The sequence below is a fragment of the Mycobacterium sp. 852002-40037_SCH5390672 genome (assembly GCF_001665875.1).
In the GTDB taxonomy this organism is placed as follows: domain Bacteria; phylum Actinomycetota; class Actinomycetes; order Mycobacteriales; family Mycobacteriaceae; genus Mycobacterium.
In genome coordinates, this window is sequence record NZ_LZTA01000081.1 from 50,176 (window position 1) to 74,230 (window position 24,055).

At 68.1% G+C, this 24,055-nt stretch carries 22 protein-coding genes; 8 read left to right on the forward strand and 14 right to left on the reverse strand.

Annotated features, from left to right (window positions below):
* The first annotated feature begins 164 nt into the window (after nucleotides 1-164).
* Nucleotides 165-1,214, forward strand: coding sequence for a bifunctional (2E,6E)-farnesyl/geranyl diphosphate synthase (gene idsA2 / locus A5782_RS14355; protein ID WP_067100981.1), 1,050 nt, complete (start codon nucleotides 165-167; stop codon nucleotides 1,212-1,214).
* Nucleotides 1,215-1,218: 4 nt separating this feature from the next.
* Complete coding sequence (locus A5782_RS14360) at nucleotides 1,219-2,760, forward strand: alpha-(1->6)-mannopyranosyltransferase A (RefSeq protein ID WP_067100984.1); 1,542 nt, start codon at nucleotides 1,219-1,221, stop codon at nucleotides 2,758-2,760.
* A gap of 10 nt (nucleotides 2,761-2,770) precedes the next feature.
* On the opposite strand, the gene A5782_RS14365 is transcribed toward A5782_RS14360, so the two are convergent.
* Nucleotides 2,771-3,175: an Rv2175c family DNA-binding protein gene (locus tag A5782_RS14365; protein ID WP_067100987.1), complete on the reverse strand. Its 405-nt coding sequence runs from the start codon at nucleotides 3,173-3,175 to the stop codon at nucleotides 2,771-2,773.
* A gap of 80 nt (nucleotides 3,176-3,255) precedes the next feature.
* Between A5782_RS14365 and A5782_RS14370 the strand changes: the two genes are divergently transcribed.
* Nucleotides 3,256-4,557, forward strand: a complete 1,302-nt coding sequence (locus A5782_RS14370) for a protein kinase (protein WP_231986683.1) — start codon at nucleotides 3,256-3,258, stop codon at nucleotides 4,555-4,557.
* A 16-nt stretch (nucleotides 4,558-4,573) separates the two neighbouring features.
* Here A5782_RS14370 and A5782_RS14375 read toward each other — a convergent pair whose 3' ends face one another.
* From A5782_RS14375 to A5782_RS14385, 3 genes are all read right to left on the reverse strand, one after another.
* A complete protein-coding gene (locus tag A5782_RS14375; RefSeq protein WP_067100993.1) occupies nucleotides 4,574-5,962 on the reverse strand; it encodes a class II 3-deoxy-7-phosphoheptulonate synthase in 1,389 nt (462 codons plus the stop codon).
* Between the two features lie 87 nt (nucleotides 5,963-6,049).
* Nucleotides 6,050-6,532 (reverse strand): polyadenylate-specific 3'-exoribonuclease AS, encoded by a 483-nt coding sequence (locus A5782_RS14380; RefSeq protein WP_067100996.1) that lies wholly within the window; start codon nucleotides 6,530-6,532, stop codon nucleotides 6,050-6,052.
* 154 nt (nucleotides 6,533-6,686) lie between these two features.
* Complete coding sequence (locus tag A5782_RS14385; RefSeq protein ID WP_369815630.1) at nucleotides 6,687-7,556, reverse strand: hypothetical protein; 870 nt, start codon at nucleotides 7,554-7,556, stop codon at nucleotides 6,687-6,689.
* A gap of 108 nt (nucleotides 7,557-7,664) precedes the next feature.
* Here A5782_RS14385 and A5782_RS14390 point away from each other — a divergent pair, with 108 nt between their 5' ends.
* Nucleotides 7,665-8,942 carry a glycosyltransferase 87 family protein gene (locus A5782_RS14390; protein ID WP_067101003.1) on the forward strand — a complete coding sequence of 426 codons (1,278 nt, stop codon included), beginning with the start codon at nucleotides 7,665-7,667 and terminating at the stop codon, nucleotides 8,940-8,942.
* On the opposite strand, the gene A5782_RS14395 is transcribed toward A5782_RS14390, so the two are convergent.
* From A5782_RS14395 to A5782_RS14415, 5 genes are all read right to left on the reverse strand, one after another.
* Complete coding sequence (locus A5782_RS14395) at nucleotides 8,939-9,667, reverse strand: 1-acyl-sn-glycerol-3-phosphate acyltransferase (RefSeq protein ID WP_067101006.1); 729 nt, start codon at nucleotides 9,665-9,667, stop codon at nucleotides 8,939-8,941. The two genes, A5782_RS14390 and A5782_RS14395, sit on opposite strands and share 4 nt — an antisense overlap.
* Nucleotides 9,668-9,753: 86 nt before the next feature.
* Nucleotides 9,754-10,149 (reverse strand): hypothetical protein, encoded by a 396-nt coding sequence (locus A5782_RS14400; protein WP_067101255.1) that lies wholly within the window; start codon nucleotides 10,147-10,149, stop codon nucleotides 9,754-9,756.
* On the reverse strand, nucleotides 10,146-11,405 hold the full coding sequence (locus tag A5782_RS14405; RefSeq protein WP_082942928.1) for an ArsA family ATPase: 1,260 nt from the start codon (nucleotides 11,403-11,405) through the stop codon (nucleotides 10,146-10,148). The genes A5782_RS14400 and A5782_RS14405 overlap by 4 nt, the downstream gene beginning before the upstream one ends.
* Nucleotides 11,398-11,835 carry an SRPBCC family protein gene (locus tag A5782_RS14410; RefSeq protein WP_066995794.1) on the reverse strand — a complete coding sequence of 146 codons (438 nt, stop codon included), beginning with the start codon at nucleotides 11,833-11,835 and terminating at the stop codon, nucleotides 11,398-11,400. The genes A5782_RS14405 and A5782_RS14410 overlap by 8 nt, the downstream gene beginning before the upstream one ends.
* A gap of 102 nt (nucleotides 11,836-11,937) precedes the next feature.
* On the reverse strand, nucleotides 11,938-12,327 hold the full coding sequence (locus A5782_RS14415; protein WP_067101012.1) for a polyketide cyclase / dehydrase and lipid transport: 390 nt from the start codon (nucleotides 12,325-12,327) through the stop codon (nucleotides 11,938-11,940).
* Nucleotides 12,328-12,505: 178 nt separating this feature from the next.
* Between A5782_RS14415 and A5782_RS14420 the strand changes: the two genes are divergently transcribed.
* Complete coding sequence (locus tag A5782_RS14420) at nucleotides 12,506-14,308, forward strand: long-chain fatty acid--CoA ligase (protein WP_067101014.1); 1,803 nt, start codon at nucleotides 12,506-12,508, stop codon at nucleotides 14,306-14,308.
* Between the two features lie 23 nt (nucleotides 14,309-14,331).
* On the opposite strand, the gene pimB is transcribed toward A5782_RS14420, so the two are convergent.
* The 4 genes from pimB to A5782_RS25550 all read right to left on the reverse strand — a co-directional run bounded on the left by pimB (nucleotide 14,332) and on the right by A5782_RS25550 (nucleotide 18,009).
* On the reverse strand, nucleotides 14,332-15,462 hold the full coding sequence (pimB, locus tag A5782_RS14425; RefSeq protein ID WP_067101017.1) for a GDP-mannose-dependent alpha-(1-6)-phosphatidylinositol monomannoside mannosyltransferase: 1,131 nt from the start codon (nucleotides 15,460-15,462) through the stop codon (nucleotides 14,332-14,334).
* A gap of 88 nt (nucleotides 15,463-15,550) precedes the next feature.
* On the reverse strand, nucleotides 15,551-16,381 hold the full coding sequence (locus A5782_RS14430; protein WP_067101020.1) for a DUF4157 domain-containing protein: 831 nt from the start codon (nucleotides 16,379-16,381) through the stop codon (nucleotides 15,551-15,553).
* Nucleotides 16,382-16,427: 46 nt separating this feature from the next.
* Complete coding sequence (gene ripC, locus A5782_RS14435; protein ID WP_067101023.1) at nucleotides 16,428-17,573, reverse strand: peptidoglycan hydrolase RipC; 1,146 nt, start codon at nucleotides 17,571-17,573, stop codon at nucleotides 16,428-16,430.
* 181 nt (nucleotides 17,574-17,754) lie between these two features.
* Nucleotides 17,755-18,009, reverse strand: coding sequence for a hypothetical protein (locus A5782_RS25550; protein WP_197694227.1), 255 nt, complete (start codon nucleotides 18,007-18,009; stop codon nucleotides 17,755-17,757).
* A 137-nt stretch (nucleotides 18,010-18,146) separates the two neighbouring features.
* On the opposite strand from A5782_RS25550, the gene A5782_RS14440 reads away from it, so the two are divergent.
* Entirely contained in the window at nucleotides 18,147-20,021 is a 1,875-nt protein-coding gene (locus A5782_RS14440) for a DEDD exonuclease domain-containing protein (protein WP_369815626.1), read from the forward strand.
* Nucleotides 20,022-21,268: 1,247 nt separating this feature from the next.
* On the opposite strand, the gene trpD is transcribed toward A5782_RS14440, so the two are convergent.
* The gene (trpD, locus tag A5782_RS14445) at nucleotides 21,269-22,366 is read right to left on the reverse strand and encodes an anthranilate phosphoribosyltransferase (RefSeq protein WP_067101026.1); all 1,098 of its coding nucleotides are present in this window, start codon (nucleotides 22,364-22,366) and stop codon (nucleotides 21,269-21,271) included.
* A 139-nt stretch (nucleotides 22,367-22,505) separates the two neighbouring features.
* Between trpD and A5782_RS14450 the strand changes: the two genes are divergently transcribed.
* Complete coding sequence (locus A5782_RS14450; protein WP_067101029.1) at nucleotides 22,506-23,117, forward strand: heme-copper oxidase subunit III; 612 nt, start codon at nucleotides 22,506-22,508, stop codon at nucleotides 23,115-23,117.
* Nucleotides 23,118-23,146: 29 nt separating this feature from the next.
* Complete coding sequence (locus A5782_RS14455) at nucleotides 23,147-24,004, forward strand: cytochrome c (RefSeq protein ID WP_067101032.1); 858 nt, start codon at nucleotides 23,147-23,149, stop codon at nucleotides 24,002-24,004.
* The last annotated feature ends 51 nt before the right edge of the window (nucleotides 24,005-24,055 follow it).

A 24,055-nucleotide genomic window follows, 5' to 3' on the forward strand; every position in this document is an offset into this window, starting at 1 on the left:
TAATGAGGCAGGCGAAGCAACTGGGCCCACCCGACCGCGTCATGGGGAAAGCGGCACAGGTGGTGCGGCGAATACACTGGTCGGGCCTGGAACGCCCAGCCAGCCGAGCAGAAAGGGGTGCCGCGCTGAGCCTAAGAGCCACACCAGCAGCGGCAACCGTCGAGTTGACCGGCGCCGTCACCGACCAATTGCGGCGGTACATGCACGACCGGCGCACCGAGACCGCCTACATCGGAGACGACTACAGCGGTCTGATCGCTGCGCTGGAAGATTTTGTGCTCAACGGGGGCAAGCGGCTGCGGCCCGCCTTCGCCTACTGGGGCTGGCACGCCGTGACCACCGAAGCTCCCGATGAGCAAGCGCTGCTGCTGTTTTCCGCACTCGAGCTGCTGCACGCCTGCGCGCTGGTGCACGACGACGTGATCGACGACTCCTCCACCCGCCGGGGCCGGCCCACCACGCACGTCCAGTTCGCGACGCTGCATCGCGACCGGCACTGGCAGGGCTCGCCGGAGCAGTTCGGGATATCGGCCGCGATCCTGCTCGGTGATCTAGCGCTGGCCTGGGCCGACGACATCGTGTTGGGTGTCGAGTTGACGCCGCAGGCGGGGCGCCGGGTGCGGCGGGTGTGGGCGAACATTCGCACCGAGGTGCTCGGTGGGCAGTACCTCGACATCGTCGCCGAGGCCAGCGCGGCCGCCTCGATCGCCTCGGCGATGAACGTCGACACCTTCAAGACCGCCTGCTATACCGTGTCGCGACCGTTGCAGCTCGGTGTGGCCGCCGCCGCCGACCGGCCCGACGTCCACGACGTCTTCAGCCAGTTCGGGACGGACCTGGGGGTGGCGTTTCAGCTGCGCGACGACGTGCTGGGAGTCTTCGGCGACCCGGCGGTGACCGGCAAGCCGTCCGGGGATGATCTGCGCTCGGGCAAGCGCACCGTGCTGCTGGCCGAGGCGGTGGAGTTGGCGGAGAAGTCAGACCCTTTGGCGGCCAACCTGTTACGCACCTCGATCGGAGCCCGGCTGACCGACGCGCAAGTGGATCAGCTGCGCGACGTCATCGAGTCGGTGGGCGCCCTGGCCGCTGCCGAACAACGGATCACCGCGCTGACCCAGCGGGCGCTGGCCACTTTGGCGGCCGCACCCATCAACACCGCGGCCAAAGCGGGCCTTTCCGAATTGGCCAAGCTGGCCACGAACCGGTCCGCCTGAATCGATGACGACGCCGACGGATACCCCGGACGCCGATTCGCCGGCAGCCAAACCCCCGCGTGGCGAATGGTTTTCACAGTTGAAAGGATTCGTCGCGGCCGGCGACTCCCGTCCGGCGAAGCTGGGCATGCTCGGATCGGTGCTGATCACCCTGGGCGGCCTGGGCGCGGGCAGCACCCGCCAGCACGACCCGTTGCTCGAGTCAATGCACATGTCCTGGTTGCGTTTTGGCCACGGGCTGGTGCTGTCGTCGATTGTGTTGTGGGCCGGCGTCGCTCTGATGCTGATCGCATGGCTGGGCCTGGGCCGTCGGGTGCTGGCCGGCGAGGCGACCGAGTTCGTCATGAAAGCCACCACCGCTTTCTGGCTGGCGCCGTTGCTGGTGTCGGTGCCCGTCTTCAGCCGGGACACCTATTCGTATCTGGCGCAGGGTGCGCTACTGCGCGACGGCCTGGACCCATACGCGGTCGGTCCGGTCGCCAACCCGAACAGCCTGCTGGACAACGTCAGTCCCATCTGGTCGATCACGACCGCACCGTATGGCCCGGTGTTCATCCTGGTGGCGAAGATCATCACGATCATCGTGGGCAACAACGTGGTGGCGGGCACCGCGTTGCTGCGGCTGTGCATGCTGCCCGGCCTGGTGCTGTTGACCTGGGCGACCCCCCGCGTGGCGCGCCATCTGGGCGCCGACGGTGCGACGGCGCTGTGGATCTGTGTGCTCAACCCCCTGGTGCTCATCCATCTGATGGGCGGGGTGCACAACGAGATGCTGATGGTGGGCCTGATGGCCGCCGGTATCGCGTTGACGTTCGGTGGCCGCCATGTTGCGGGCATCACGCTGATCACCGTCGCCATCGCGGTCAAAGCCACCGCTGGCATCGCGCTGCCCTTCCTGGTGTGGGTGTGGATGCGGCAGCTGCGCGATCGGCGTGGATATCGGCCGGTGCCATCATTTTTCGCTGCGACGGCGTTATCGCTGCTGATCTTCGTCGTGGTCTTCGCGATCCTGTCCGCGGTGGCCGGCGTGGGTCTGGGCTGGTTGACCGCGCTGGCCGGATCGGTGAAGATCATCAACTGGCTGACCGTACCGACCGCGGCCGCCAACCTGATTCACGCGATCGGCGGCGGGTTCTTCCCGGTGAGCTTTTATCCGATCCTCCGCGTCACCCGACTGGTCGGCATCGCGATCATCGCGATCTCGCTGCCGCTGTTGTGGTGGCGGTTCCGCCGCGACGACCGGGCCGCGCTGACCGGCATCGGGTGGTCGATGCTGATCGTGGTGCTGTTCGTGCCGGCCGCGCTGCCCTGGTATTACTCGTGGCCGCTGGCGATCGTGGCTCCGCTGGCGCAGTCCCGGCGGGCCGTCGCGATCATCGGTGCCTTGTCGACGTGGGTGATGGTGATCTTCAAACCCGATGGCTCACACGGCATGTACTCGTGGCTGCACTTTTCGCTGGCCACCATGTGCGCGCTGATCGCCGGGTACAGCCTGTATCGCGCTCCCGCGCGCCAAGCCGAGCTTGCCGATGTCACCGCCGGATGAGGAAACGGGTTCAGCAGGCCATCGCCTGCGCCCGGCGCACGACTTCCCGAGCCTGATGTGCGTGCAGGGCGTCGACGGGACGGGCATTGTTGAGGGCATCGCGGCTGCCGTCCCGGGTGACCGTCAGCGAGGGGTCCCGGGTGAACAACCAGCGCACGATCTCGGTCTCGTGATAGCCGCCGTCGTGCAGGATGGTCAACAGTCCCGGCAGGCTCTTGACCACCTCACCGGACTTGGTGAAGAACAGCTGCGGAACCACCAGTCCCTCGCCGCGCCGAACCGCAACCAGGTGGCCCTCCCGAAGTTGCTGATGCACCTTGGTGACCGGCACCCCCAGTAATTCGGCGACCCGCTTCAGGTCATAAATCGGCTCGTCGGGTTCTAGCACATCGTCGCCGGCAGGAATACTGCTCATCCGGGCAAGTGTAGGCCTAGATGCCGGCGTTGAACCTGTGTTCTCCCGGCCAATCACCCCGGCGCACCTACGATGGCCCCGTGGCCCCAGCGCAATTGCCCGGCCCGCCCTCCGGCCGGGCCGGCCCGCACCGTCACCGACCCGAAGCTGGGGCGGTCGATCCGTTGGACAACGCATTGCTGGACGGCCGCTACCTGGTTCAGTCCAGGATCGCCAGCGGCGGCACGTCAACCGTGTACCGCGGTCTGGACACCAGGCTCGACCGCCCGGTTGCGGTGAAGGTGATGGATTCGCGCTACGCCGGCGACGAGCAGTTCCTGACCCGCTTCCAGCGTGAGGCCCAAACCGTTGCCCGGCTGAAGGATCCCGGACTGGTCGCGGTCTACGACCAGGGCTTGGACGCTCGGCACCCGTTTTTGGTGATGGAGCTCATCGAGGGTGGCACGCTGCGCGAACTGCTGGGCGAACGCGGGCCCATGCCGCCGTACGCGGTGGCGGCGGTGCTTCGTCCGGTGCTCGGCGGGCTGGGCGCCGCGCACAGGGCCGGCCTGGTGCATCGCGACGTCAAACCGGAGAACGTGCTGATCTCCGACGACGGCGAAGTCAAAATCGCCGACTTCGGGTTGGTCCGAGCCGTCGCGGCCGCCGGAATCACCTCCACGAGCGTGATTTTGGGCACCGCGGCATACCTGTCGCCCGAGCAGGTGCGCGACGGCGAGGCCAGTCCGCGCAGCGACGTCTACTCCGCGGGGATCATGACCTATGAGCTGCTGACCGGACGTACACCGTTCACCGGCGACTCCCCGTTGTCGCTGGCCTACCAGCGGCTGGACACCGACGTGCCGGCGCCCAGCGGGGTCATCGACGGCGTGCCGGCGCTGTTCGACGAATTCGTCGAGCGTGCCACGGCCCGCGACCCGGCCGACCGCTACGCCGACGCGATCGAGATGCGCACCGACCTCGACGCGATCGCCGATGAGCTTGCGCTGCCGAACTTTCGGGTGCCTGCGCCTCGCAACTCCGCGCAACACCGGTCGGCGGCGCTACAGCACGGCCGGATGAACCAGCGGCCGGCCACAGCGCAGCAGCCCGGGCCGCCCGACCGGGCGCCGGTGCGTCAACCCACTCGCCAAATGACGCGGGGACCCGAGGACTGGCCGGAGCCGCAACTCCCCGTACAGACCGACGATGATCCCGAGGACGATTACGAATATGAGCCTGTCACAGGCGAATTCGCCGGCATCCCGATAAGCGAATTCGTGTGGGCGCGCCAGCACAACCGGCGCATGGTGCTGGTCTGGGTGGCGCTGGTCCTGGCGATCACCGGGTTGGTCGCAACCGCGGCGTGGACCGTCGGAACCAACCTCGACGGCTTGCTGTAGCCGGCCGCGCCAGCGATCAATCGCGCAGCATCTCGGCGACGAGGAAGGCCAACTCCAGCGACTGCTGGGTGTTCAGCCGTGGATCGCAAGCGGTTTCGTAACGGCCGACCAAGTCGGTGTCTGAAATGTCTTGCGCCCCACCCAAACACTCGGTGACGTTCTCGCCGGTGATCTCGACGTGGATGCCGCCCGGGTGGGTGCCCAGTGCGCGGTGCACCTCGAAGAAGCCCTGCACCTCGTCGACGATGCGGTCGAAGTGGCGGGTCTTGTAGCCGTTGGACGACTCGTGGGTGTTGCCGTGCATCGGGTCGCACTGCCAGATCACCTGGTGACCCGTGGCCTGAACCTTCTCCACGATCGGGGGCAGCAGATCGCGAACCTTGTTGTTGCCCATCCTGCTCACCAAGGTCAGCCGGCCGGGCTTGTTGTGCGGGTCGAGGCGCTCGACGTATTCGACGGCCAGCTCCGGGGTGATCGTCGGGCCGATCTTGACGCCGATCGGATTGGCGATCACCTCGGCGAAGGCGATGTGCGCGCCGTCGAGCTGGCGGGTCCGCTCACCGATCCACACGGTGTGCGCGGACAAGTCGTACAGCTGCGGTTCGCCGGCCTCGCTTTCGGACAGGCGCAGCATGGACCGCTCGTAGTCGAGCACCAAAGCCTCATGGCTGGCGTAGATCTCGGCGGTCTGCAGGTTGCGGTCGGCCACCCCGCAGGCGCTCATGAAGCGCAGGCCACGGTCGATCTCGGTGGCCAACGCCTCGTATCGAGCGCCCGCCGGCGAGGTCCGGACGAATTCCCGGTTCCAGTCGTGCACCAGATGCAGGGAGGCCAATCCCGATGACGTCAGCGCCCGGACCAAGTTCATCGCCGCGCTGGCGTTGGCGTAGGCGCGCACCAACCGCGACGGGTCGTGGTCGCGCACGGCGGCGTCGGGGGCGAAGCCGTTGATCATGTCGCCGCGGTAGGACTTCAACCCCAGCGCGTCGATGTCGGCCGAGCGCGGCTTGGCGTACTGCCCCGCGATGCGGGCCACCTTCACCACGGGCAAGCTCGAGCCGTAGGTCAGCACCACCGCCATCTGCAACAGCGTGCGCACGTTACCGCGAATGTGGGGTTCGGTGTTCTCGGTGAACGTCTCGGCGCAGTCACCGCCCTGCAGCAGGAAGGCCTCACCCCGCGCCACCTGGGCCAGCTGCTCCTGCAACCGGACGATCTCCGACGGCACCGTCACCGGCGGAACGCTCTCCAAGACCGTGCGCATCGCTGTCGCCTGGTCGGCGGGCCAGCTGGGCTGCTGGGCGGCCGGTTTGGCCAGGGCGGCGTCCAACCGCACCCGCAGATCGGTCGGCAGCGGCGGCAGCGGCGGCAGCTGATCGATCGGTATGTCGACGGTCCAGTTCATCGGTCCATCGTAACTGGGGTGCGGGCGTCGCTGGTCAGAGCTGATCTGCGCGAACGCGGCTCGATGGCCGTATCCCGCCCCTTCGCCTCACTCCCCGGATGTGATGAGCCGGTACCTGCGGAGCTGGTCGCGCGCGTCGACCAGCGCGTCGTGCACGTCGGACGGCCGCGGTGGCATCCGCGGGCTGCCCCGGTCTTCCCACAGTTGGCGCAGTTCGCGGGTGAAACGGGGTATCGACCGCGGCAACTCCGGCATGGTGCCCCACAGCTGGCACAGGGCCACGTGGTCGTAGGCCGCCACCCACGCCCACAGTTCGATCGGCTCGGTGCCGCCGACACCGAAGAACTCCTCCAGGTCCTCCCGGATCTGCCGGCGGGAGCGCCACAGCTGCGAGGCCGGGGGCGGCAACTTGGGCAGCACGTTGGCGCGCACCCAGGGACCGGCGCGCTCGGGGTCGAATTCCGTGGACACCGCGTAGTATTCGCGGCCGTCTTCGGCGGCGACCCCGATCGAGATCAGTTCGATGGTGCGGCCGTCCTCGATGAATTCGGTGTCGTAGAAATACCGCACCCGGGGAAGCCTAGACCGGCGACGGCGAGCGCCGGAACGGCGCGAGTGAGAAGCCGGTCCATCAGTCCGGGGCCGGCGACGGCGAGCGCCGGAACGGCGCGAGTGAGAAGCCGGTCCATCAGTCCGGGGCCGGCGACGGCGAGCGGGCCGCGGACTATCGACTGATCAGGATGGGCCCGGTGGGCGCCGGCGCGGGGTGGATCTCGTGGTCGAGCGTGGCGTCGACCGTGCGCTCGTCGGGCATCCGCGGTGTGCCGGCGATCGCGCACTGCAAGTACAGCTTGGCCCGCACCACCGGGCGGCGCAGCGTCCGCTCGCGTTGCAGCGCGCGGCGCATCTTGTCCGGTTGCGTGGAGTATCGCCACCGGGCCCAGGGGGCGTGCGGCCGCGACAGCCGGACTGCGCCGATGACCAGCAGGACGACGAAAAACATGCCCAGCAGGCCGGTCCACACCTTGCCCTTGAGCACCACCACGACGGCCAGCGGCAACGTCAAGGCCATGGCACTGGCCACCACGGCCCGCAGCACCGCCGAGTCGGCGCCGTGCCAGATCGGCAGGAAGAACATCAGCGGGTGCAGACCCATGATCAACAGCCCGGCGACGGCCACCGCGGCGAACACCGCGTCCACCGAGGTGCGGCCGTCCTCGGACCAGTAGACGTCGGACAGGTGCAGGATCAGCGCGTACTCGTCCAGAACCAGGGCGGCGCCGATCCCGAAAAAGGTTGCGGCAAGGGTGAACTGGGGCTCCTGGCCGTCGATCGACAACGTGACCAGCGTCAAGCCGGAAAGCAGGGTCAGCACCACCCCGAAGGTCACGTGGTGGATGTGTACTCCCCCGACGTGGACGTTGCGCGGATGCCACCACCGGGGGGGCCGGCCCTCGGTGGTGCGGTGCCGGATGAAACGCACGAATGTTCGCGTGACGAAAAACGTCAGGAGGAAGGCGACCAGGCAGCACAGTAACGGCAGGTGACCGCGGTCGTAGACGTCGTGTGCAAACCATCGGGTCACCTCGGCCACGAACGAATGGAGCACCCTTGAAACGTACGCCTGTCTGCGTGGGTGCCGTGGGAGCCGCGCTGCACCAGGCGGGTCGGGGCCCGGGCACCCATTACGCTGTTGTGCGACATGAGTACACGGCAGGCGCCCGGCGTGGGCAATCGACACGGGTGGGCGCTGTGGGGGCTGGCTTGGCTGGTGGCCGCCGCGGTGCTGAGTTATGCGACGTGGCAGCTGTTCGGGCACACGCCCTATCGCATCGATATCGACGTCTATCAGATGGGGGCCCGGGCCTGGATGGACGGCCACCCGCTGTACCGCGGGGACGTGCTGTTCCACACCCCGATCGTGGATCTGCCGTTCACCTATCCACCGCTGGCCGCCATCGTGTTCTGCCCGTTCGCCTGGATGCACATGCCCTCCGCCAGCGTCGCGATCACGGCGTTGACGCTGGTGCTGCTGGTCGTGTCGACCGTGATCGTGCTGACCCGCCTCGACGTGTGGAGCGCCTCGCCGAGGCTGCCCGGCCCGGCCTGGCTGCGCCGGTGGTGGCTGGCGATCGTCGCCGCGGCGGCCGCGACGATCTGGCTGGAACCGATCAGCTCGAACTTCGCCTTCGGCCAGATCAACGTCGTGCTGATGACGCTAGTGATCGCCGACTGTGTGCCGCGGCGCACGCCGTGGCCGCGCGGCCTGCTGCTGGGCCTGGGCATGGCACTGAAGCTGACCCCGGCCGTGTTCCTGCTCTATTTCCTGCTGCGGCGCGACAACCGTGCGGCGCTGATCGCGCTGGCGTCTTTTGTGGGGGCGACGCTTCTCGGTTTCGTTCTGGCCTGGAACGACTCGTGGGAGTACTGGACGCACACCCTGCATCACACCGACCGGATCGGCGCCGCGACGCTGAACACCGACCAGAACATCGCCGGTGCCCTGGCCCGGCTGGGACTGGGACAGCAGGAACGCTCCCTGCTCTGGGTGGCGGCATCGCTGCTGGTGCTGGCGGTGACGGTCTGGGCGTTGCGACGGGCATTGCGCGCCGACGAACCGACGCTTGCGCTGGTGTGCGTCGCGCTGTTCGGGTTGGTGGTGTCGCCGGTGTCCTGGTCGCACCACTGGGTCTGGGTACTGCCGGCGGTGCTGGTGACGGGGATCTTGGGCTGGCGGCGCCGCAATGCGGCGCTGATGGTGATCAGCGCTGTCGGGGTGGCGCTGATGCGCTGGTCGCCGATCGACCTGCTTCCCAAGCATCACGAGGCCAGCGCGGTCTGGTGGCGTCAGCTTGCCGGGATGTCCTATGTGTGGTGGGCGCTGGCGGTCCTCGTCACGGTCGGACTCACCGTCCGCGCCCGGGGACTTTCGCGGGATGCGGCTCCGCAGCGGTTGGCGCCGGTTACCGCCGTCGGCTAACCGGCGGCGGTCTCGGGGATCCGCACGGCCTCGCCGTCGGCCGTGTCGCCGTCACCGCCCTTTTTTAGGCTCGCCGCGTAGATGTCGACGTATTCCTGGCCGGACAGCCCCATCAGCTCGTAGATCACTTCGTCGGTGACGGCACGTTCGATGAAGCGGTTGCCGGCCAGTCCTTCGAACCGGGAGAAGTCCATCGGCTTGCCGAAGCGGACGGTGACCCGGCCGAACCGCAACATGTTCGTCCCGGGCGGGTTGACGACGTTGGTGCCGATCATCGCGACCGGGATCACCGGAACACCGGTCTCCAGCGCCAGCCGCGCCAGGCCCGTCTTGCCCTTGTACAGCCGGCCGTCCGGTGACCGCGTGCCCTCGGGGTACATGCCCAACAACTTGCCCTGGCTCAGGACCTGCTGCGCGGTGTTCAGCGCGGCCTGGGCGCTGTCGGCGTCGGTGCGGTCGATCGGCACCTGGCCGACCGCGGTGAAGAACCACCGCTGGAACCAGCCCTTCAAACCGGTGCCGGTGAAATATTCCGACTTGGCCAGGAACGTGATTCGGCGACGCACCACCAACGGAAGGTAGAAGCTGTCCATCACCGCCAAGTGGTTACTGGCCAGTATCGCGGGACCGGAGCTCGGAACGTGTTCTAAGCCTTCAACTTTCGGCCGCCCCAGCAATGACAGCAGCGGGCCGAGGAGCACGTACTTGAACAGCCAGTACCACATGGCCCTCCCTCTGGCGCTTCACCGCTGATGTTCTGCGCCAACTGTACCCATCCCCACCCGAACCGACCACCTGCGACGCAGTCCGCTCACTCTTCGAGCGTCACCGGGATGGGCTGATACCGGGTCCGCGACGTGGCGCCGTTGGCATCGCCCGGCTCGCCGGGCCCACCGCCGGGTGTTCCGTCTGGCGGCGGTTCCGGTGTCGGCTTGGCGGACCGGTCGATGTCGTTGAGGATATTGCGGATCACGTCGAGCAACGCGACGCTGTGGTCGGCGATTGCGGTGAGCAGCGGGTGCTGGTCTCCGCTGGCCAACGCGGCCAGCGCGCACACCGGGCACCACACCTGCTGACACTTGCCCGTGCCGACGCCCGCGCCGGCAGTCAGCGCCGCCGCCGCGCGCACCGCGGGGTCGATGCCGTCCAGGATCGTCTGGGCGAGCCTGCGCAGTTCCGGACCGATGTCGGAATGAACCCCACTCACTTCGGCCACACCTCCGGATCTGGTCGAAAACGCACCGTCAGCTCGCTACCCCGCAGGTGTGCGTCCAGCACCGTGCACCGCCGAAGTACTGATGCCAACCTAACCCTGCGCCGCAATCCCCCGGCACTGATGATCAGGTCGTCGTCGACGCGGCCCAATGTCAGGGCCGACGGATCGACTTGCGGCAACGCTAGCCGCATTCGATAGATGGACCCCAATCCCGTCCCGGATTCGAGGTCCACGGTGGGCCGCAGCGGGCCCGGCGGCGCCGCGCCGCCCCGCCGCCGCGCCGCGTCGAGCAACCCGCTCAGCGCCTTGGGGCCGATCGGCTCGCCCGACAGGTGAGGCGTCATCACCAGCGCCACGTCACCGATGGTGGCGTCCAGCTCGTCGAGGACACCCTGCTGCTCGACGATGCGTTCGGTGTACCAGTAGAACGCCGGGTGTTCGGGCAGGTTGCGGTACTCGTACGAGTCAGCTTGCAGCAGAACCTGATTCACGATCAGCTCTTCGACGCGCACCCCCATCAGGGCCAGTGACCCCAGCGTTCGGGCCGCCTCGGCGGCGACCACCCGCTCGGGGGTCAGCACCAGGTGCGCACCGACCAGATCGCCGTCGGTGAGCAGGGCGCTGAGCGACTCCACGTGAGTGCTGATCCGCTCGAGCAGTTCGACCACCGCCGCAGACCGGGCGTCGTCGGCCATGACGGACAGCCGGCGATGCCGCGGCCACGCCCGCTCGACATACAGCCCGAAGGTGGCGGGCAACGTCAACATCCGCAGGGCATCGGCGGTCGAGGCGCAATCGACCACCACCCGATCCCAGTTCCCGGACCGGGCCAGCTCACCCACGGCGTAGAGGCCCAGCACCTCCTGAACGCCCGGCAGGGCCGAAAGTTCTTCGGGCGCAATGGTGCTCAATTCAGAGTCAGCAAAGCGACGGTCCAAGGTGGCGACGACGTCATGCCATCGGACCTCGAGTAGGGCCAGCGTGTCCAATGCCAGCGCGTCGAGAAACCCGCCGCCGGCCTCCGGGTCGTCGGCGAGCACCCGCACCAGTTCGCCTTGACTCGGCGAGACGGTGACGCCCAGTACGTCACCCAGCGAGTGCGCCTGGTCGGTGGAGACCACAAGCACTCGCTGCCCAACGCTTGCGGCACCGACGGCGGTGGCGCAAGCCAGGGTGGATTTCCCTACCCCGCCTTTGCCGACGAAAAGGCTGATCCGGGCCGGGGCAGGCGCAACGGACTCACTCAGCCTCGACTCGTTTCTTCAGATCTTTCAATGCGGTGTCGGTCAACCGGCGCTCGGCCTTGCGCTTGAGCAGGCCGATCATCGGCATGGCCAGGTCGACGGAGAGTTCGTAGGTGACTTCGGTGCCAGATCCCTTGGCGGCCAAACGATACGAACCTTCAAGCGAACGCAGTAGCGAGCTCGACACCAGGGTCCAGCTCACCGATTGGCGATCCTTGGGCCACTCGTAGGACATCACCATCGTGTCCTTGATTACCGTGGCGTCCATGACGATCCGCGCAACCTTGGGGTAGCCGTCGGCGTCCTTCTCCTGGACCTCGGCTTCCTTGTACTCCGAGATCCACTGCGGGTAGGAATCGATATCCGCGATCACCTGCATCACGGTGCCCGGGTCGGCTTCGATGTAGATGGTTTGCGTCGTCTTCTCCGCCACCTGGTTGCTGCCCTCTCTCCCGCGAACGGATCGACCCCTCCGAATGTGGGGACCCCGCGGGCCTCGGTCCGACACGGTACTCTGTGCCCGGCCCTGACCCGGCTAAACTACCGGAGAAACTCCGACCGGACGTGACCGTTCCAGTGTCGTCTTGACCTCAAACGCCATTTTCTTGCCCGCCACCCGACGGCGGTGTGTCATCTTCGCCAAGTTCAGCTTGGCCAGCTGCCAGGCCGCCACCCCGGTCGGCTCGGCGTGCAGGAAGTAGTGCAGCACGACGCCGTCCAGCGACGGTTCCAGCCAGATCTCCATGGTCCCGGTCAACGCCCCGGTGATCGACCACCGGATGCCCTTTTCCCCGCGATCCTCGACGACCTGCAGCCGCAGGTCCGGCCACCAGCGTCGCCAGCTCGACGGATCGGCGACCGCGGCGCCCACCCGTGCGCCCTCGGCGGCGACGAACGTCTCATCCGCAATCTGGATGCTGTTCATGATCACAGCTTCACACACCGGCCCGCAGCGGCCCGCCGAGGGCGGGCCGGTCGTCGTCACGGGCAATCGCGGTCCCGCCCCGACCCACTCCGGCCGTGCTGGGTCAACGCGCGGATTAGGCTGGTCAACAACAACCCGGCGCCCGGGAATCTCCACGAGGTCAATCGAGGTCATCAGAGTGCGTGAGTACAGCGTCCCCGCCCGCTTCTCCGTCGGCGAAGAAGACAACGTCGCGGCGATGGTCTTCGAACACGAGCGCGATGACCCCGACTTCGTCATCTACCAACGTCAAATCGACGGTGAGTGGACCGATGTCACCTGCGGCGAGGCGGCCGATCAGATCCGCGCCGCCGCACTGGGTTTGATCTCCCTGGGTGTACAGGCCGGCGACCGGGTGTCCATCTTCTCGGCCACGTGCTACGAATGGGCCATCCTCGACCTGGCGATCCTGTCGGTGGGCGCGGTGACCGTGCCGATCTATGAGACGTCGTCGGCCGAGCAGGTGCGCTGGGTGCTGCAGGACTCCGAGGCGGTGCTGGCGTTCGCCGAGACCGACGAACACGCGGCGATGGTCACCGAGCTGACCGCCGAACTGCCCGCGCTGCGCCGGGTGCTGCACATCAACGGTTCGGGTCCCAAGGCCCTCGACCAGCTCGTGGAGGCCGGCGCTGCCGTGGAACCGGCCGAGCTGACCGCGCGTCTCGAGGCGCTGCGGGCGCAGGATCCGGCGACGCTCATTTACACCTCGGGCACCACCGGGCGGCCCAAGGGCTGCCAACTGACGCATTCGAACCTGCTGTATGAGACCCGGGGTGCCAAGGAGAGCCTGCCGACGCTGCTCGACGAGGGGCAGCGGCTGCTGATCTTTTTGCCGCTGGCTCACGTGCTGGCGCGCGCACTCACCTTGTCCGCGTTCGCCAACAAGGTCACCGTCGGGTTCACCAGCGACATCAAGAACCTGGTGCCGTTGTTCGCCGTGTTCAAACCGACCGTGGTGGTGTCGGTCCCCCGGGTGTTCGAGAAGGTGTACAACACCGCCGAGCAGAACGCCTCGAACGACGGCAAGGGCCGGATCTTCGCGACGGCCGTCCAAACCGCCGTCGACTGGAGCGAGGCGCAGGACCGTGGCCGCCGCGGGCCGGTGTTGCGCGCCAAGCACGCCGTGTTCGACCGGCTGGTGTACAGCAAACTGCGCGCCGCGCTGGGCGGCGACTGCCACGCGGCGGTCTCCGGCGGAGCACCGCTGGGCTCGCGCCTGGGGCATTTCTATCGCGGCGTGGGTCTGACCATCCATGAGGGCTACGGCCTGACCGAGACCAGCTCGGCGATCACCGTCAACCAGGTCGGCAATGTCAAGATCGGCACCGTCGGAACGTTGGTGCCCGGCAACAGCATGCGCATCGCCGACGACGGCGAACTGCTGGTGCGCGGCGGTGTGGTGTTCAGCGGTTACTGGCGCAACGAGCAGGCCACCGACGACGCCTTCACCGACGACTGGTTCAGGACCGGCGACCTCGGAGTGCTCGACGAAGACGGCTTCTTGAAGATCACCGGGCGCAAGAAGGAGATCATCGTGACCGCGGGCGGCAAGAACGTCGCACCGGCGGTCCTGGAGGACCGGCTGCGGGCCCATCCGCTGATCAGTCAGGCGATGGTCGTCGGCGACAACAAGCCGTTCATCGGCGCGTTGATCACCATCGACCCGGAAGCGTTCGACGGCTGGAAGCAACGCAACCAGAAGGGCGCCGGCGCCTCGGTGGGCGATCTGGCCACCGACCCCGACCTGGTCGCCGAGGTGGACGCGGCCATCAAGGCCGCCAATCAGGCTGTGTCGCATGCGGAATCGATCCGCAAGTTCCGCATCTTGCCGGTCGATTTCACCGAGGACACCGGTGAACTGACACCGACGATGAAGGTCAAGCGCAACGTGGTGGCCGAGAAGTTCGCCTCCGATATCGAGGCCATCTACGAGAAGGACTAGCCGTCCCCCGCGCCGAGCACCGTTCAGCCGAGCAGCGCGCCCAACCGTGCCGCCAGGCTGTCCCAGCGCCACTGGGCCGTCACCCATTCCCGCCCGGCCGCGCCCATCTTGGTGGCCCGGTCCCGATCGGTCAGTAATTCGGTGACGGCGTCGGCGATCTCGTCCGCCTCGCGTCCGTCGACGACGAGCCCGGTCTTGTTGTGCTGCACCGTCTCTGGAGCTCCCCCGGATTTGCCGGCGATGACGGGCACGCCGGTCGCCGACGCCTCGAGGAATACGATGCCCAATCCCTCGACGTCCAGCCCGGCGCCGCGGGTCCGGCACGGCATCGCGAACACGTCGGCCAGCGCGTGATGCGTGGGCAACTCGGCGGCCGGTACGCCGCCGGTGAAGGTCACGTCGTCGGCCACCCCGCACTCGCGAGCCAGTGCGCGCAGCGAGTCCTCGTACGGGCCGCCGCCGACGATGACCAGGGCGGCGCCGTCGACTCTTTTCCGGATCGACGGCAGCGCCTTGATGAGCATGTCCTGGCCTTTGCGCGGCACCAGCCGCGACACGCACACCACGGTGGGCCGCTGTCCCAACCCGTAGCGGTCACGCAACTCGGCCCGGCCCGCCGGATCGGGCCGGAACCGGCCGATGTCCACGCCGGACGGCAGGTATTCCAGCGACGCCTTGGGACCGAACGCCGGCGCGAACCGGGAACGGGTGTAGCGGCTGACGAAGGTGACGACGTCGGTGTCGTCGCCGATGCGGCGCAGCACCGAGCGCGCGACCGGAAGCATCGACCACCCGACCTCGTGGCCGTGGGTGCTGGCCAGCACCCGGCTCGCCCCGGCCCCGCGGGCGCGTTCGGCCAGCAGCGCCAGCGGCGCGGCCGCACCGAACCAGACGGTGTCGATGCCATGCTCTGCGATCAGCCGCCGCATCCGGGTATCGACCGCGGGACCGGGCAGCATCAACGTGCCGGGATGGCGCACCACCCGATAACCGGCGGCCTCGTCGTAAGCCTCGGCGCCCTTCCATTGCGGCGCGTACACCGTCACCGAATGCGGCCCGGCGTCGACCAGCCGACCGACGAACTCACCGAGGTACGACTGGATGCCGCCCGGGCGGGGCGGAAAGTCGTTGGTTACCAGCAGGACCCGACTCACCTGCGTCAGGCTAGCTGGGCGGCGATGCGAACCCCGCACACGGTCTGAGCTCGCCCGCGGCGGCCGGCGGCCACCCGGGCGAGCCGCCCTAGTGGGTCAGCCACTGATGCCAGCGCGTCAGCAGGTCCGCGGGGCTGCTGCCCAGCACGTCTTGGCCGGCGACGGTCATGTCGGTGTGCCGGATGCCGCAGGTGGCCAGGTAGAGATCGCGCAGCTTCGGCGGTCCGTAGGTGTCGGCGACGAATCGGGCGAACCACCAGGCACGGTCGTAGGCCAACGAGCGCTGCGCCCCCGGCACGTCCAGGTCGCTGTCGGTGGGCAGCGTCATGGGTAGCAACGCGTCGGGGGGCACCCGGGTGGGCGGGCGGCCAACGAAGTCGGCCACCCCTTCGGTGAGCCAGCGGGGCGCATCCGCGACGGTGTCGGCGCGCGCGGCATAGTGAAAGAGCTCGTGTGCCAAGACGATTCGCAACGATGCGGCGCTCATGTTGGCCGCCCCCGGCGCGAACACGATCCGCTGACCGAGGGCAACGCGGTGAACGGGATCCAGACGGTCGACGACGGTCACGGCCGCGATGTCGGCCCACTGCGCCGGCGGTCCCCCGCCGGCGGCGGCGCGAAATTCCTCGTCCGTACCGGCCGCGGCCACCGAGATCTCGCGGGTCCAGTCGCGGCCCCAGAACGACTCCACCGCGGTGATCGCCGCGCCCATGTTCGACGCCACCCGGGACAACAACCGGTCGCTGGCGGGCCCGCCGAGCCCCGACAGCCGGACGGTGCGGTCGCCAACGGTGACCGACCTCGTCGACGCACTTGTTTGGCTGGGGGCGGGCGTGACCAGCTGTGCGGGCCGGATCCGGCTTTCCCGTTCGGCGTCGAACGGCACGGCCGCGGCCACCAATAGTTCGACGACGAACACCCAAGCCAGCAGTATCGGGAGCCGCCGGCGGGGCGGTCGGGGGTGTCTAGTAACGGCGAGCGTCGTAGATCGGGCCGCCGGCGCTCATCGGCGCCACCCGGACCGGCACGCCATAGGTGGAGGAGTGGATCATCATGCCGTCACCGATGTAGATGCCGGTGTGCGAGGCGTCGGAATAGAAGGTCAGCACGTCACCGGGCTGCAGATCCCCGATCGAGACGGGCTGGCCACCGTGGGCCAACGCCTGGCTGGAGTGCGGCAGTGAGATGCCGGCTTGCTGGAATGCCCACATCACCAGGCCGGAGCAGTCGAATCCGCCGGGCGCGGAGCCACCCCAGACATAGGGCGAACCGACCTGGGTCAGCGCGGCCTGCACGACGGTGGCGCGGTCACCGCCGCCGACTCCGTTGGGAGCCATGCCGGGCATGCCGGGCATTCCACCGGCGGGCGGAGCCTCACCCGGCGCCTGTCCGGGAAGCGTGCCCGGGGGCGCCGCGTCCGGCGCCGGGGCGCCCGGGGCGGGCGCGGCCGGGCCGGGGTTGGCCAGCGCGGTGCGCTGATCGGCCGTCAATGAAAGGTATTGCGACTTGACGACCGCGATCTGCACCTGCAGCTGGCTCTGCTTGGACTGCAGGCTCGCCCGGACAGCGGCGGCCTGCTCGGCTGCGCTCTTGGCGTCGGAGGCCGACTTGGCGGACTCCCGCTCGGCCTTGGCGGCCTGGTCTCCGGCGATCCGGTAGCTCTTCATCTGGCCGGCCATCTGCGTGGCCATCACGCGCTGCACCGCCAGCTTGTCGATCAGGCCCTGCGGCGAGCCGGCGGTCAGGATGGCCTCCATGCCGTCGACGTGGCCGCCCATGTAGGTGGCGGCGGCCAGCTTGTTGACCGAGTCCTGATACGACGCCAGATGCGCCTTGGCCGCATCGACCGCGGCCTGGTCATCGTTGTGCTTCTTGTCCGCTGCGCGCTGCGCGGCCAGCTTGTCGTTCAGATCGAGCTGGGCACTGTGCATGGCCTCAGTGGTCTGCTCGGCCTGGCGGGACAGTTCGTTGAGTTTTGCCGTGGCGTCTTCGGCCGGGTCGGCCCACGCCGGGGCGGTCATGACGCCGGAGAAGATCGCGAAGCCAGCTAGCGTCCCTATGGCCAAACGTGTCAGGACACGCGCAACCGGGTACCTAGATTCAAGCCTCAAGATTTGCTTCCTTAAACGGCCATCGACGAATAGGTCGCCGAGCGAGCTGGTTTAGGTCTCAAACAGGTTACGAAACGATATCGACGTTTGTCCAAAGCGAGCGGTTAAGAAGTTAGAAAGAATCCTGTCATTTCTATGTGAATCGTTTCGCGTGGTCGAGGATCTTTGTGGGACAAGGCGTTTAAGCTACACCAGATCCGCGGTCCCGACGAATCGGGACCAGACGAAGTCGCGGCGCCAAGCCAACTTCGGCAAGAACCTCCAAAGCCGCTCGTTCATCCTGCAATAAAGTATCCGGGACCCCGAGTATCACGCTGATGACACAGTCGCGGCAGCCGGGGCCGCGCACCGCGCATTCGTCACAGTCGATCACCACCGGCGTCCCGGGTTCCGGCGGCGTCATGCCGAGGTCGGTAGGTCCAGTTCTTGGTGCCATCGGGGTCGGTCCTCTCGCTCTGACCGGCGAAGTGGGTGGGCGAACATCACGCCGGACTGCCCGAACGGTAATCGCGGCCACCGACATGTATCCGTTCCCGGCGTTGCGGCCCCGCACCCGGCGTGGGAGCCGCGCGGGTGTCGGTCGGCGGCCTTAACGTCACCGCCGTGGCTTCCGGGGTTGCGACGCAGCTGAGCTTCGCCGACGTGGGGCCACCGTTCGCCCCCGACGAGCTTTCCCTGCGAGACACCACCTTCGTGGTGGTGGATCTGGAGACCACCGGAGGGCGCACCAAGGGCACCGAGGGAACCGTTCCCGACGCCATCACCGAAATCGGGGCGGTCAAGGTGCGCGGCGGCGTGGTGCTCGGCGAGTTCGCCACCCTGGTGGATCCGCGGCGCAGCATCCCGCCCCAGATCGTGCAGCTGACCGGCATCACCACCGCAATGGTCACCGACGCACCGGCCATCGACGCGGTGCTGCCGATGTTTTTGGAGTTCGCGGGCTTGGACCACGGGGCCGTGCTGGTCGCCCACAACGCCGGCTTCGACGTCGGCTTCCTGCGTGCCGCGGCGCAGCAGTGCGATATCGCCTGGCCACGGCCGCAGGTGCTGTGCACGGTCCGGCTGGCCCGCCGGGTGCTCAGCCGCGAGGAAGCACCCAGCGTGCGGCTGGCCTCGCTGGCGCGGCTGTTCGCGGTCGCCACCCAACCCACCCACCGCGCCCTCGACGATGCGCGCGCCACCGTCGACGTGTTGCACGCCCTAATCGAGCGGGTGGGCAACCAGGGGGTGCACACCTACGCCGACCTGCGCGCCTACCTGCCGGACGTCACACCCACCCAGCGTCGCAAGCGGGTGCTCGCCGAGGGCCTGCCGCGCCGGCCCGGCGTGTATCTCTTCCGCGGGCCCTCAGGCGAGGTGCTCTACATCGGCACCGCCGTCGACCTGCGACGACGGGTCAATCAGTACTTCACTGGCGCCGATCCTCGGGGCCGCATGAAGGAGATGGTCACGCTGGCCGGTGCGGTCGACCACGTCGAGTGCGCGCACGCCCTCGAGGCCGGCGTGCGCGAACTGCGGTTGCTGGCCGCCCACGCCCCGCCGTATAACCGGCGGTCCAGGTTCCCGCACCGATGGTGGTGGGTGGCGCTGACCGAGGAGGCATTCCCCCGCCTGGCGGTGGTGCGGGCGCCGCGGCACGACCGCGCCGTCGGCCCGTTCCGCGCCCGCACCGACGCCGCCGACACGGCCGCCCTGCTGGCCCGGTTCACCGGGCTACGCACCTGCACCAACCGGCTGGGGCGCTCGGCGCTACACGGGCCGCTGTGTGCCGAGGCGGAGGTGTCGCCGTGCCCGGCGGCGCGTGAGGTCACCGCCACCCAGTACGCCGCCGCCGTGGCGCGGGTCGCGGCGCTGGTCGACGGCGCGGACAACAGCGCCCTGACGGCGGCCGTCGACCAGATCCGCGCGCTCGCCGAGGGGCATCACTTCGAGAGCGCCGCGCGACTGCGCGACCGCACCGTCACCGCGGTCGAGACGCTGTGGCGCGGCCAGCGGCTGCGCGCCCTGGCCGCGTTGCCCGAACTGATCGCCGCCGCGCCCGACGGGCAGGGTGGCTATGAGCTGGCCGTCATCCGCCACGGCCAACTCGCCGCGGCGGGCAGCGCCAGGCGCGGGGTCCCGCCGGTGCCGGTCGTCGACGCGATAGTTGCTGGGGCACAATCGATTTTGCCTACACCGTCCCCGCTGGGCGGCGCACTCGTCGAGGAGACCGCGCTCATCACGCGCTGGTTGACGACGCCCGGGGTGCGCATCGTTCGGGTCGCCGAGGATGGTTGGGCTTCCCCGATGCGGGCGGCGGGCGCCTGGTCGGCGTGGGCCGCGTCGGCGCGCTCGGCACGCCTGGCCAGCGAGCAGGCCCTGCGGGAATCAGACCTGCTGGCAGTGCAAAACATGATTACACCGCGAAGGCGGGACAGGGCATCGTCGCAAGGACGCCTACCGGCTTGAGGTGATTACCCAGCTCCGATGCGGGCGCCAGGAACTATCTGCGCTGGTCCCTGCACCCGTCCGCCGACCGTTCCCGCTACTACAAGCTCGCACCTGTGCTGTGTGCGTCGCCGGTACACATGCCGTTGAGGCGTACAGCACCGCAGCTTTCGACAACGAGACCGTGCACCATGCGTGTGAACGCCGATAAGGCGCCCCCGGAGCCGCTTCATGACTTGCCGGGGGCTAGGCAGCGCAAACGGTGCCGGCCCCGCGCGTCGCCTTTACCTGCACTACCCCCCGCGCAAGAAATGAAACTGGTGAGGGAGGTGTGCCTGATGGTGCATTGGTGGTTCTCGGAGACCACCGCAGGTGGATGCTCCGACGAGGTGGTCAGCGTTGCAGGGCGCCACGCTGAAAGCGACCATGGCATCGTCTGCCTGACACCAGCGCCTCATTCATCATCCGGCGGCCCTGATCCCTCCTGGGCCCACCTGCACGGGTTGCGAGGTCGATGGGGTGCTGTTCGCCACATACGGAATTAACGGGCGCACCGATGGGTAGTAACCAACACAAGCTTTCGCTCCAGCTCCGGGCGCAAACCATTAACGAACTGATTTGGAGAACTGCGCCCTATGCAGGCTGTTCGCACGCTCAATGAGCTACAAGTCAGGGTCGCTCGGACCCTGACCGACCATTACCCAAACTGGGAATACCCCGGCATCTGCCGGTGCGGCTACGGGTACGGCTTTGTCCCGACGACTACCTGGGAAGAGCACACCGCGGAGCATCTGTTCCCTGTGGTACCGAAGGAAGCCACGCGATGCTGACCAATCTCATCAACCGGCTGTGGAGCATGCTCGACCCGTACGAGCTACCGGACGACGCCGAGTTACTCGGTGGCACCATCATCGACTGGTACACGGCGAAGGAGTTCTGACGGAACCGGCGTTACGGCGTGCTAGGGAGTACTCAGACTGGCCTGGAGCGGATGTCTCCTCCGTCATCCAACCCGCCGAACGGGCGGGAAGGGCCTCCAGGCGGGTCCTGCGGTTGATCAGGGACCGCATCCGTTCCAGGTACACCCGCTCGTCGTCGATTGAGACTACGAGTCCCGCATCCGACTCACGCCTGAGCCGGTCGATAGTGGCTCTGATTGCTCCAGCTCGTGCGAATGACCCTCCCCCGGTACGGAACACCCTCCGGGTCACGGGCTGGTCCCCCACTGCTCACTAAGGCGCGAAGGTTTGCACGCGGCATGTTGGCTTCTACTGCTGGCCGAACCGCACCCATCGCGCGAGCAGCTGTTCGGCCGCACCGGAATCGATGGCCGCGCAGGCACGGGCCAGCCCTTCCTCCCACGCCGGCAGCCATTCAGCGCGGCTGGATAACCCGGCGTGTGCGACGATCGCACCGGCGGCATTGAGGACGACGGCGTCGCGCACCGGGCCCTTGCCGCCGGCCATCACCGCACGCACCTCGGCCGCGTTGGCGTGCGCGTCCCCGCCCAACAAGTCATCGAGATCGGCTCGGGGGAAACCGAACCCGGCCGGATCGAATGTCAGCCTGTCCACGGTGCCGGCCTGCACCCGCCAGATGGTGCTGGTGGTGGTGGTCGTCAACTCGTCGAGCCCGTCGTCACCGTGCACCACCAGCACACTGGACCGGCGGGCGGCGAACACGCCCGCCATCACCTCGGAGAGGTCAGCGAACGCGCAGCCGATCAATCCGGCCCGCGGCCGGGCCGGATTGGTAAGCGGCCCAAGGAGATTGAACACCGTCGGCACACCGATCTCGCGGCGCACCGCGGAGGTATGCCGGTAGGACGGGTGGAACAGCGGCGCGAAGCAGAACCCGATGCCGACCTCGGCGAGACTGCGGGCAACCTCTTCGGGGCCCAGGTCGATCCGGATTCCGAGCGCCTCGAGCGTGTCGGCGCCGCCGGACAGCGACGAGGCCGCCCGGTTGCCGTGTTTGACCACCGGCACACCTGCGGCCGCGGCAACGATTGCCGCCATGGTGGACAGGTTCACGGTGTTGACGCCGTCGCCACCGGTTCCGACGATGTCGACGGTGTCGTCGCGGATGGCGCCGGTGGGCATCGGCAACGCGTGGTTGAGCATGACCTCGGCCAGCTCGATGACTTCGGCCGAGGTGGGGACCTTCACCTGCATCGCCACCGCGAAGGCCGCGATCTGGGCCGCGCTCGCGTCGCCGGCCATGATCTGGTCCATCGCCCAGGCGGCCTGCCCGCGCTTCAGGTCCTGACCGCCCGTCAGCCGAGACAGGACCTGCGGCCACGATGTTGCGGACGCCCCGGACGCCCCGGACGCGCCGGAAGGGGAAGCCTCGGATGACAAAGCCACCCGCCGATGGTCCCACGAGGACCACAGCAGCCCCAACCGTCGCCGCGAGCCGCCCGCTTCGCCGGCTGGCGCGGCGCGCCAGACATCAAATGCCGCCCCGGGTGGAGTTCAACAACTACAAAGCGTCATACTTGCGGATGTGACCAGCGCTGCCGGGACTTCGGGTACTGCAATTACGTCGCGGGTGCATTCGCTGAACCGACCCAACATGGTCAGCGTCGGCACCATCGTTTGGCTTTCCAGCGAGCTGATGTTCTTTGCTGGCCTTTTCGCGATGTACTTCACCGCTCGCGCCCAATCGGGCGGGAAGTGGCCGCCGCCGCCGACCGAGCTGAACCTGTACCAGGCCGTCCCGGTCACATTGGTGCTGATCGCGTCGTCGTTCACCTGCCAGATGGGGGTGTTCGCGGCCGAGCGCGGCGACGTGTTCGGGCTCCGCCGCTGGTACGTGCTCACCTTCCTGATGGGCCTGTTCTTCGTTTGCGGCCAGGGCTACGAGTACTTCCACCTGGTGTCGCACGGAACCACCATCCCCGGCAGCGCCTACGGCAGTGTGTTCTATCTGGCGACCGGGTTCCACGGCCTGCACGTCACCGGCGGCTTGATCGCCTTCATCTTCCTGCTGGCCCGCACCGCGATGAGCAAGTTCACGCCGGCGCAGGCTACGGCCAGCATCGTCGTCTCGTACTACTGGCATTTCGTCGACATCGTGTGGATCGCGCTGTTCGCCGTGATCTATTTCATCCGATGAGCAGGCGCTGGACGAACAGGAGTGCTCGGTTGAAGAAACTGGGATCTACCCGATCCGGTGCGGCCAAGCCGCCAAACGGACAGCGTGACCGCTCACGACGGCGCCTTCGCCGTCGGCTGTCCGGCGGCCTGCTGCTGCTCATCGCGCTGACCATCGCCGGCGGTCTGGCCGCCATCCTGACCCCCCGGCCGCAGGTGGCCGTCGCCGACGAGTCGAACTCGGCGCTGCTGCGCACCGGCAAGCAGCTGTTCGACACGTCGTGCGTGTCCTGCCACGGTGCCAACCTGCAGGGTGTGCCGGACCGCGGTCCGAGCCTGATCGGCGTCGGCGAGGAAGCCGTCTACTTCCAGGTGTCCACCGGCCGGATGCCCGCGATGACCGGTGAAGCCCAGGCGCCGCGCAAGGAACCGATCTTCGACGAGGGACAGGTCGACGCGCTGGGCGCCTACGTCCAGGCCAACGGCGGCGGCCCCACGACGGTGCGCAACCCGGACGGCTCCCTGGCGATGCACTCGCTGCGCGGCCAGGATCTGGGACGCGGTGGCGACCTGTTCCGGCTGAACTGCTCCTCGTGCCACAACTTCACCGGCAAGGGTGGGGCGCTGTCGTCCGGTAAGTACGCGCCGGACCTGGAGCCGGCCAACGAGCAGCAGATCCTGGCGGCGATGCGGACCGGTCCGCAGAACATGCCGAAGTTCTCCGACCGTCAGCTGTCTTTTGAGGCCAAGAAGGACATCATCGGCTACATCAAGGCCGTGACCGAGGAGCGCCAGCCGGGCGGCTACGGCCTGGGCGGCTTCGGGCCCGCACCCGAGGGTATGGCCGCCTGGATCATCGGGATGGTCGCCGCCATCGGGCTGGCACTGTGGATTGGGGCACGAGCGTGAGCCGCGCCGAGACGATGCAGAGCGAAGCGATGAGGAGGAGCGGCGCAAAAT

What these genes read in the sequence shown, in the direction of transcription:
- A5782_RS14360 (WP_067100984.1), top strand. Translation starts at nt 1,219, where the DNA reads ATGACGACGCCGACGGATACCCCGGACGCCGATTCGCCGGCAGCCAAA.
- A5782_RS14365 (WP_067100987.1), bottom strand. Translation starts at nt 3,175, where the DNA reads ATGAGCAGTATTCCTGCCGGCGACGATGTGCTAGAACCCGACGAGCCG.
- A5782_RS14375 (WP_067100993.1), bottom strand. Translation starts at nt 5,962, where the DNA reads ATGAACTGGACCGTCGACATACCGATCGATCAGCTGCCGCCGCTGCCG.
- A5782_RS14390 (WP_067101003.1), top strand. Translation starts at nt 7,665, where the DNA reads ATGAGTACACGGCAGGCGCCCGGCGTGGGCAATCGACACGGGTGGGCG.
- A5782_RS14395 (WP_067101006.1), bottom strand. Translation starts at nt 9,667, where the DNA reads ATGTGGTACTGGCTGTTCAAGTACGTGCTCCTCGGCCCGCTGCTGTCA.
- A5782_RS14415 (WP_067101012.1), bottom strand. Translation starts at nt 12,327, where the DNA reads ATGAACAGCATCCAGATTGCGGATGAGACGTTCGTCGCCGCCGAGGGC.
- A5782_RS25550 (WP_197694227.1), bottom strand. Translation starts at nt 18,009, where the DNA reads ATGGCACCAAGAACTGGACCTACCGACCTCGGCATGACGCCGCCGGAA.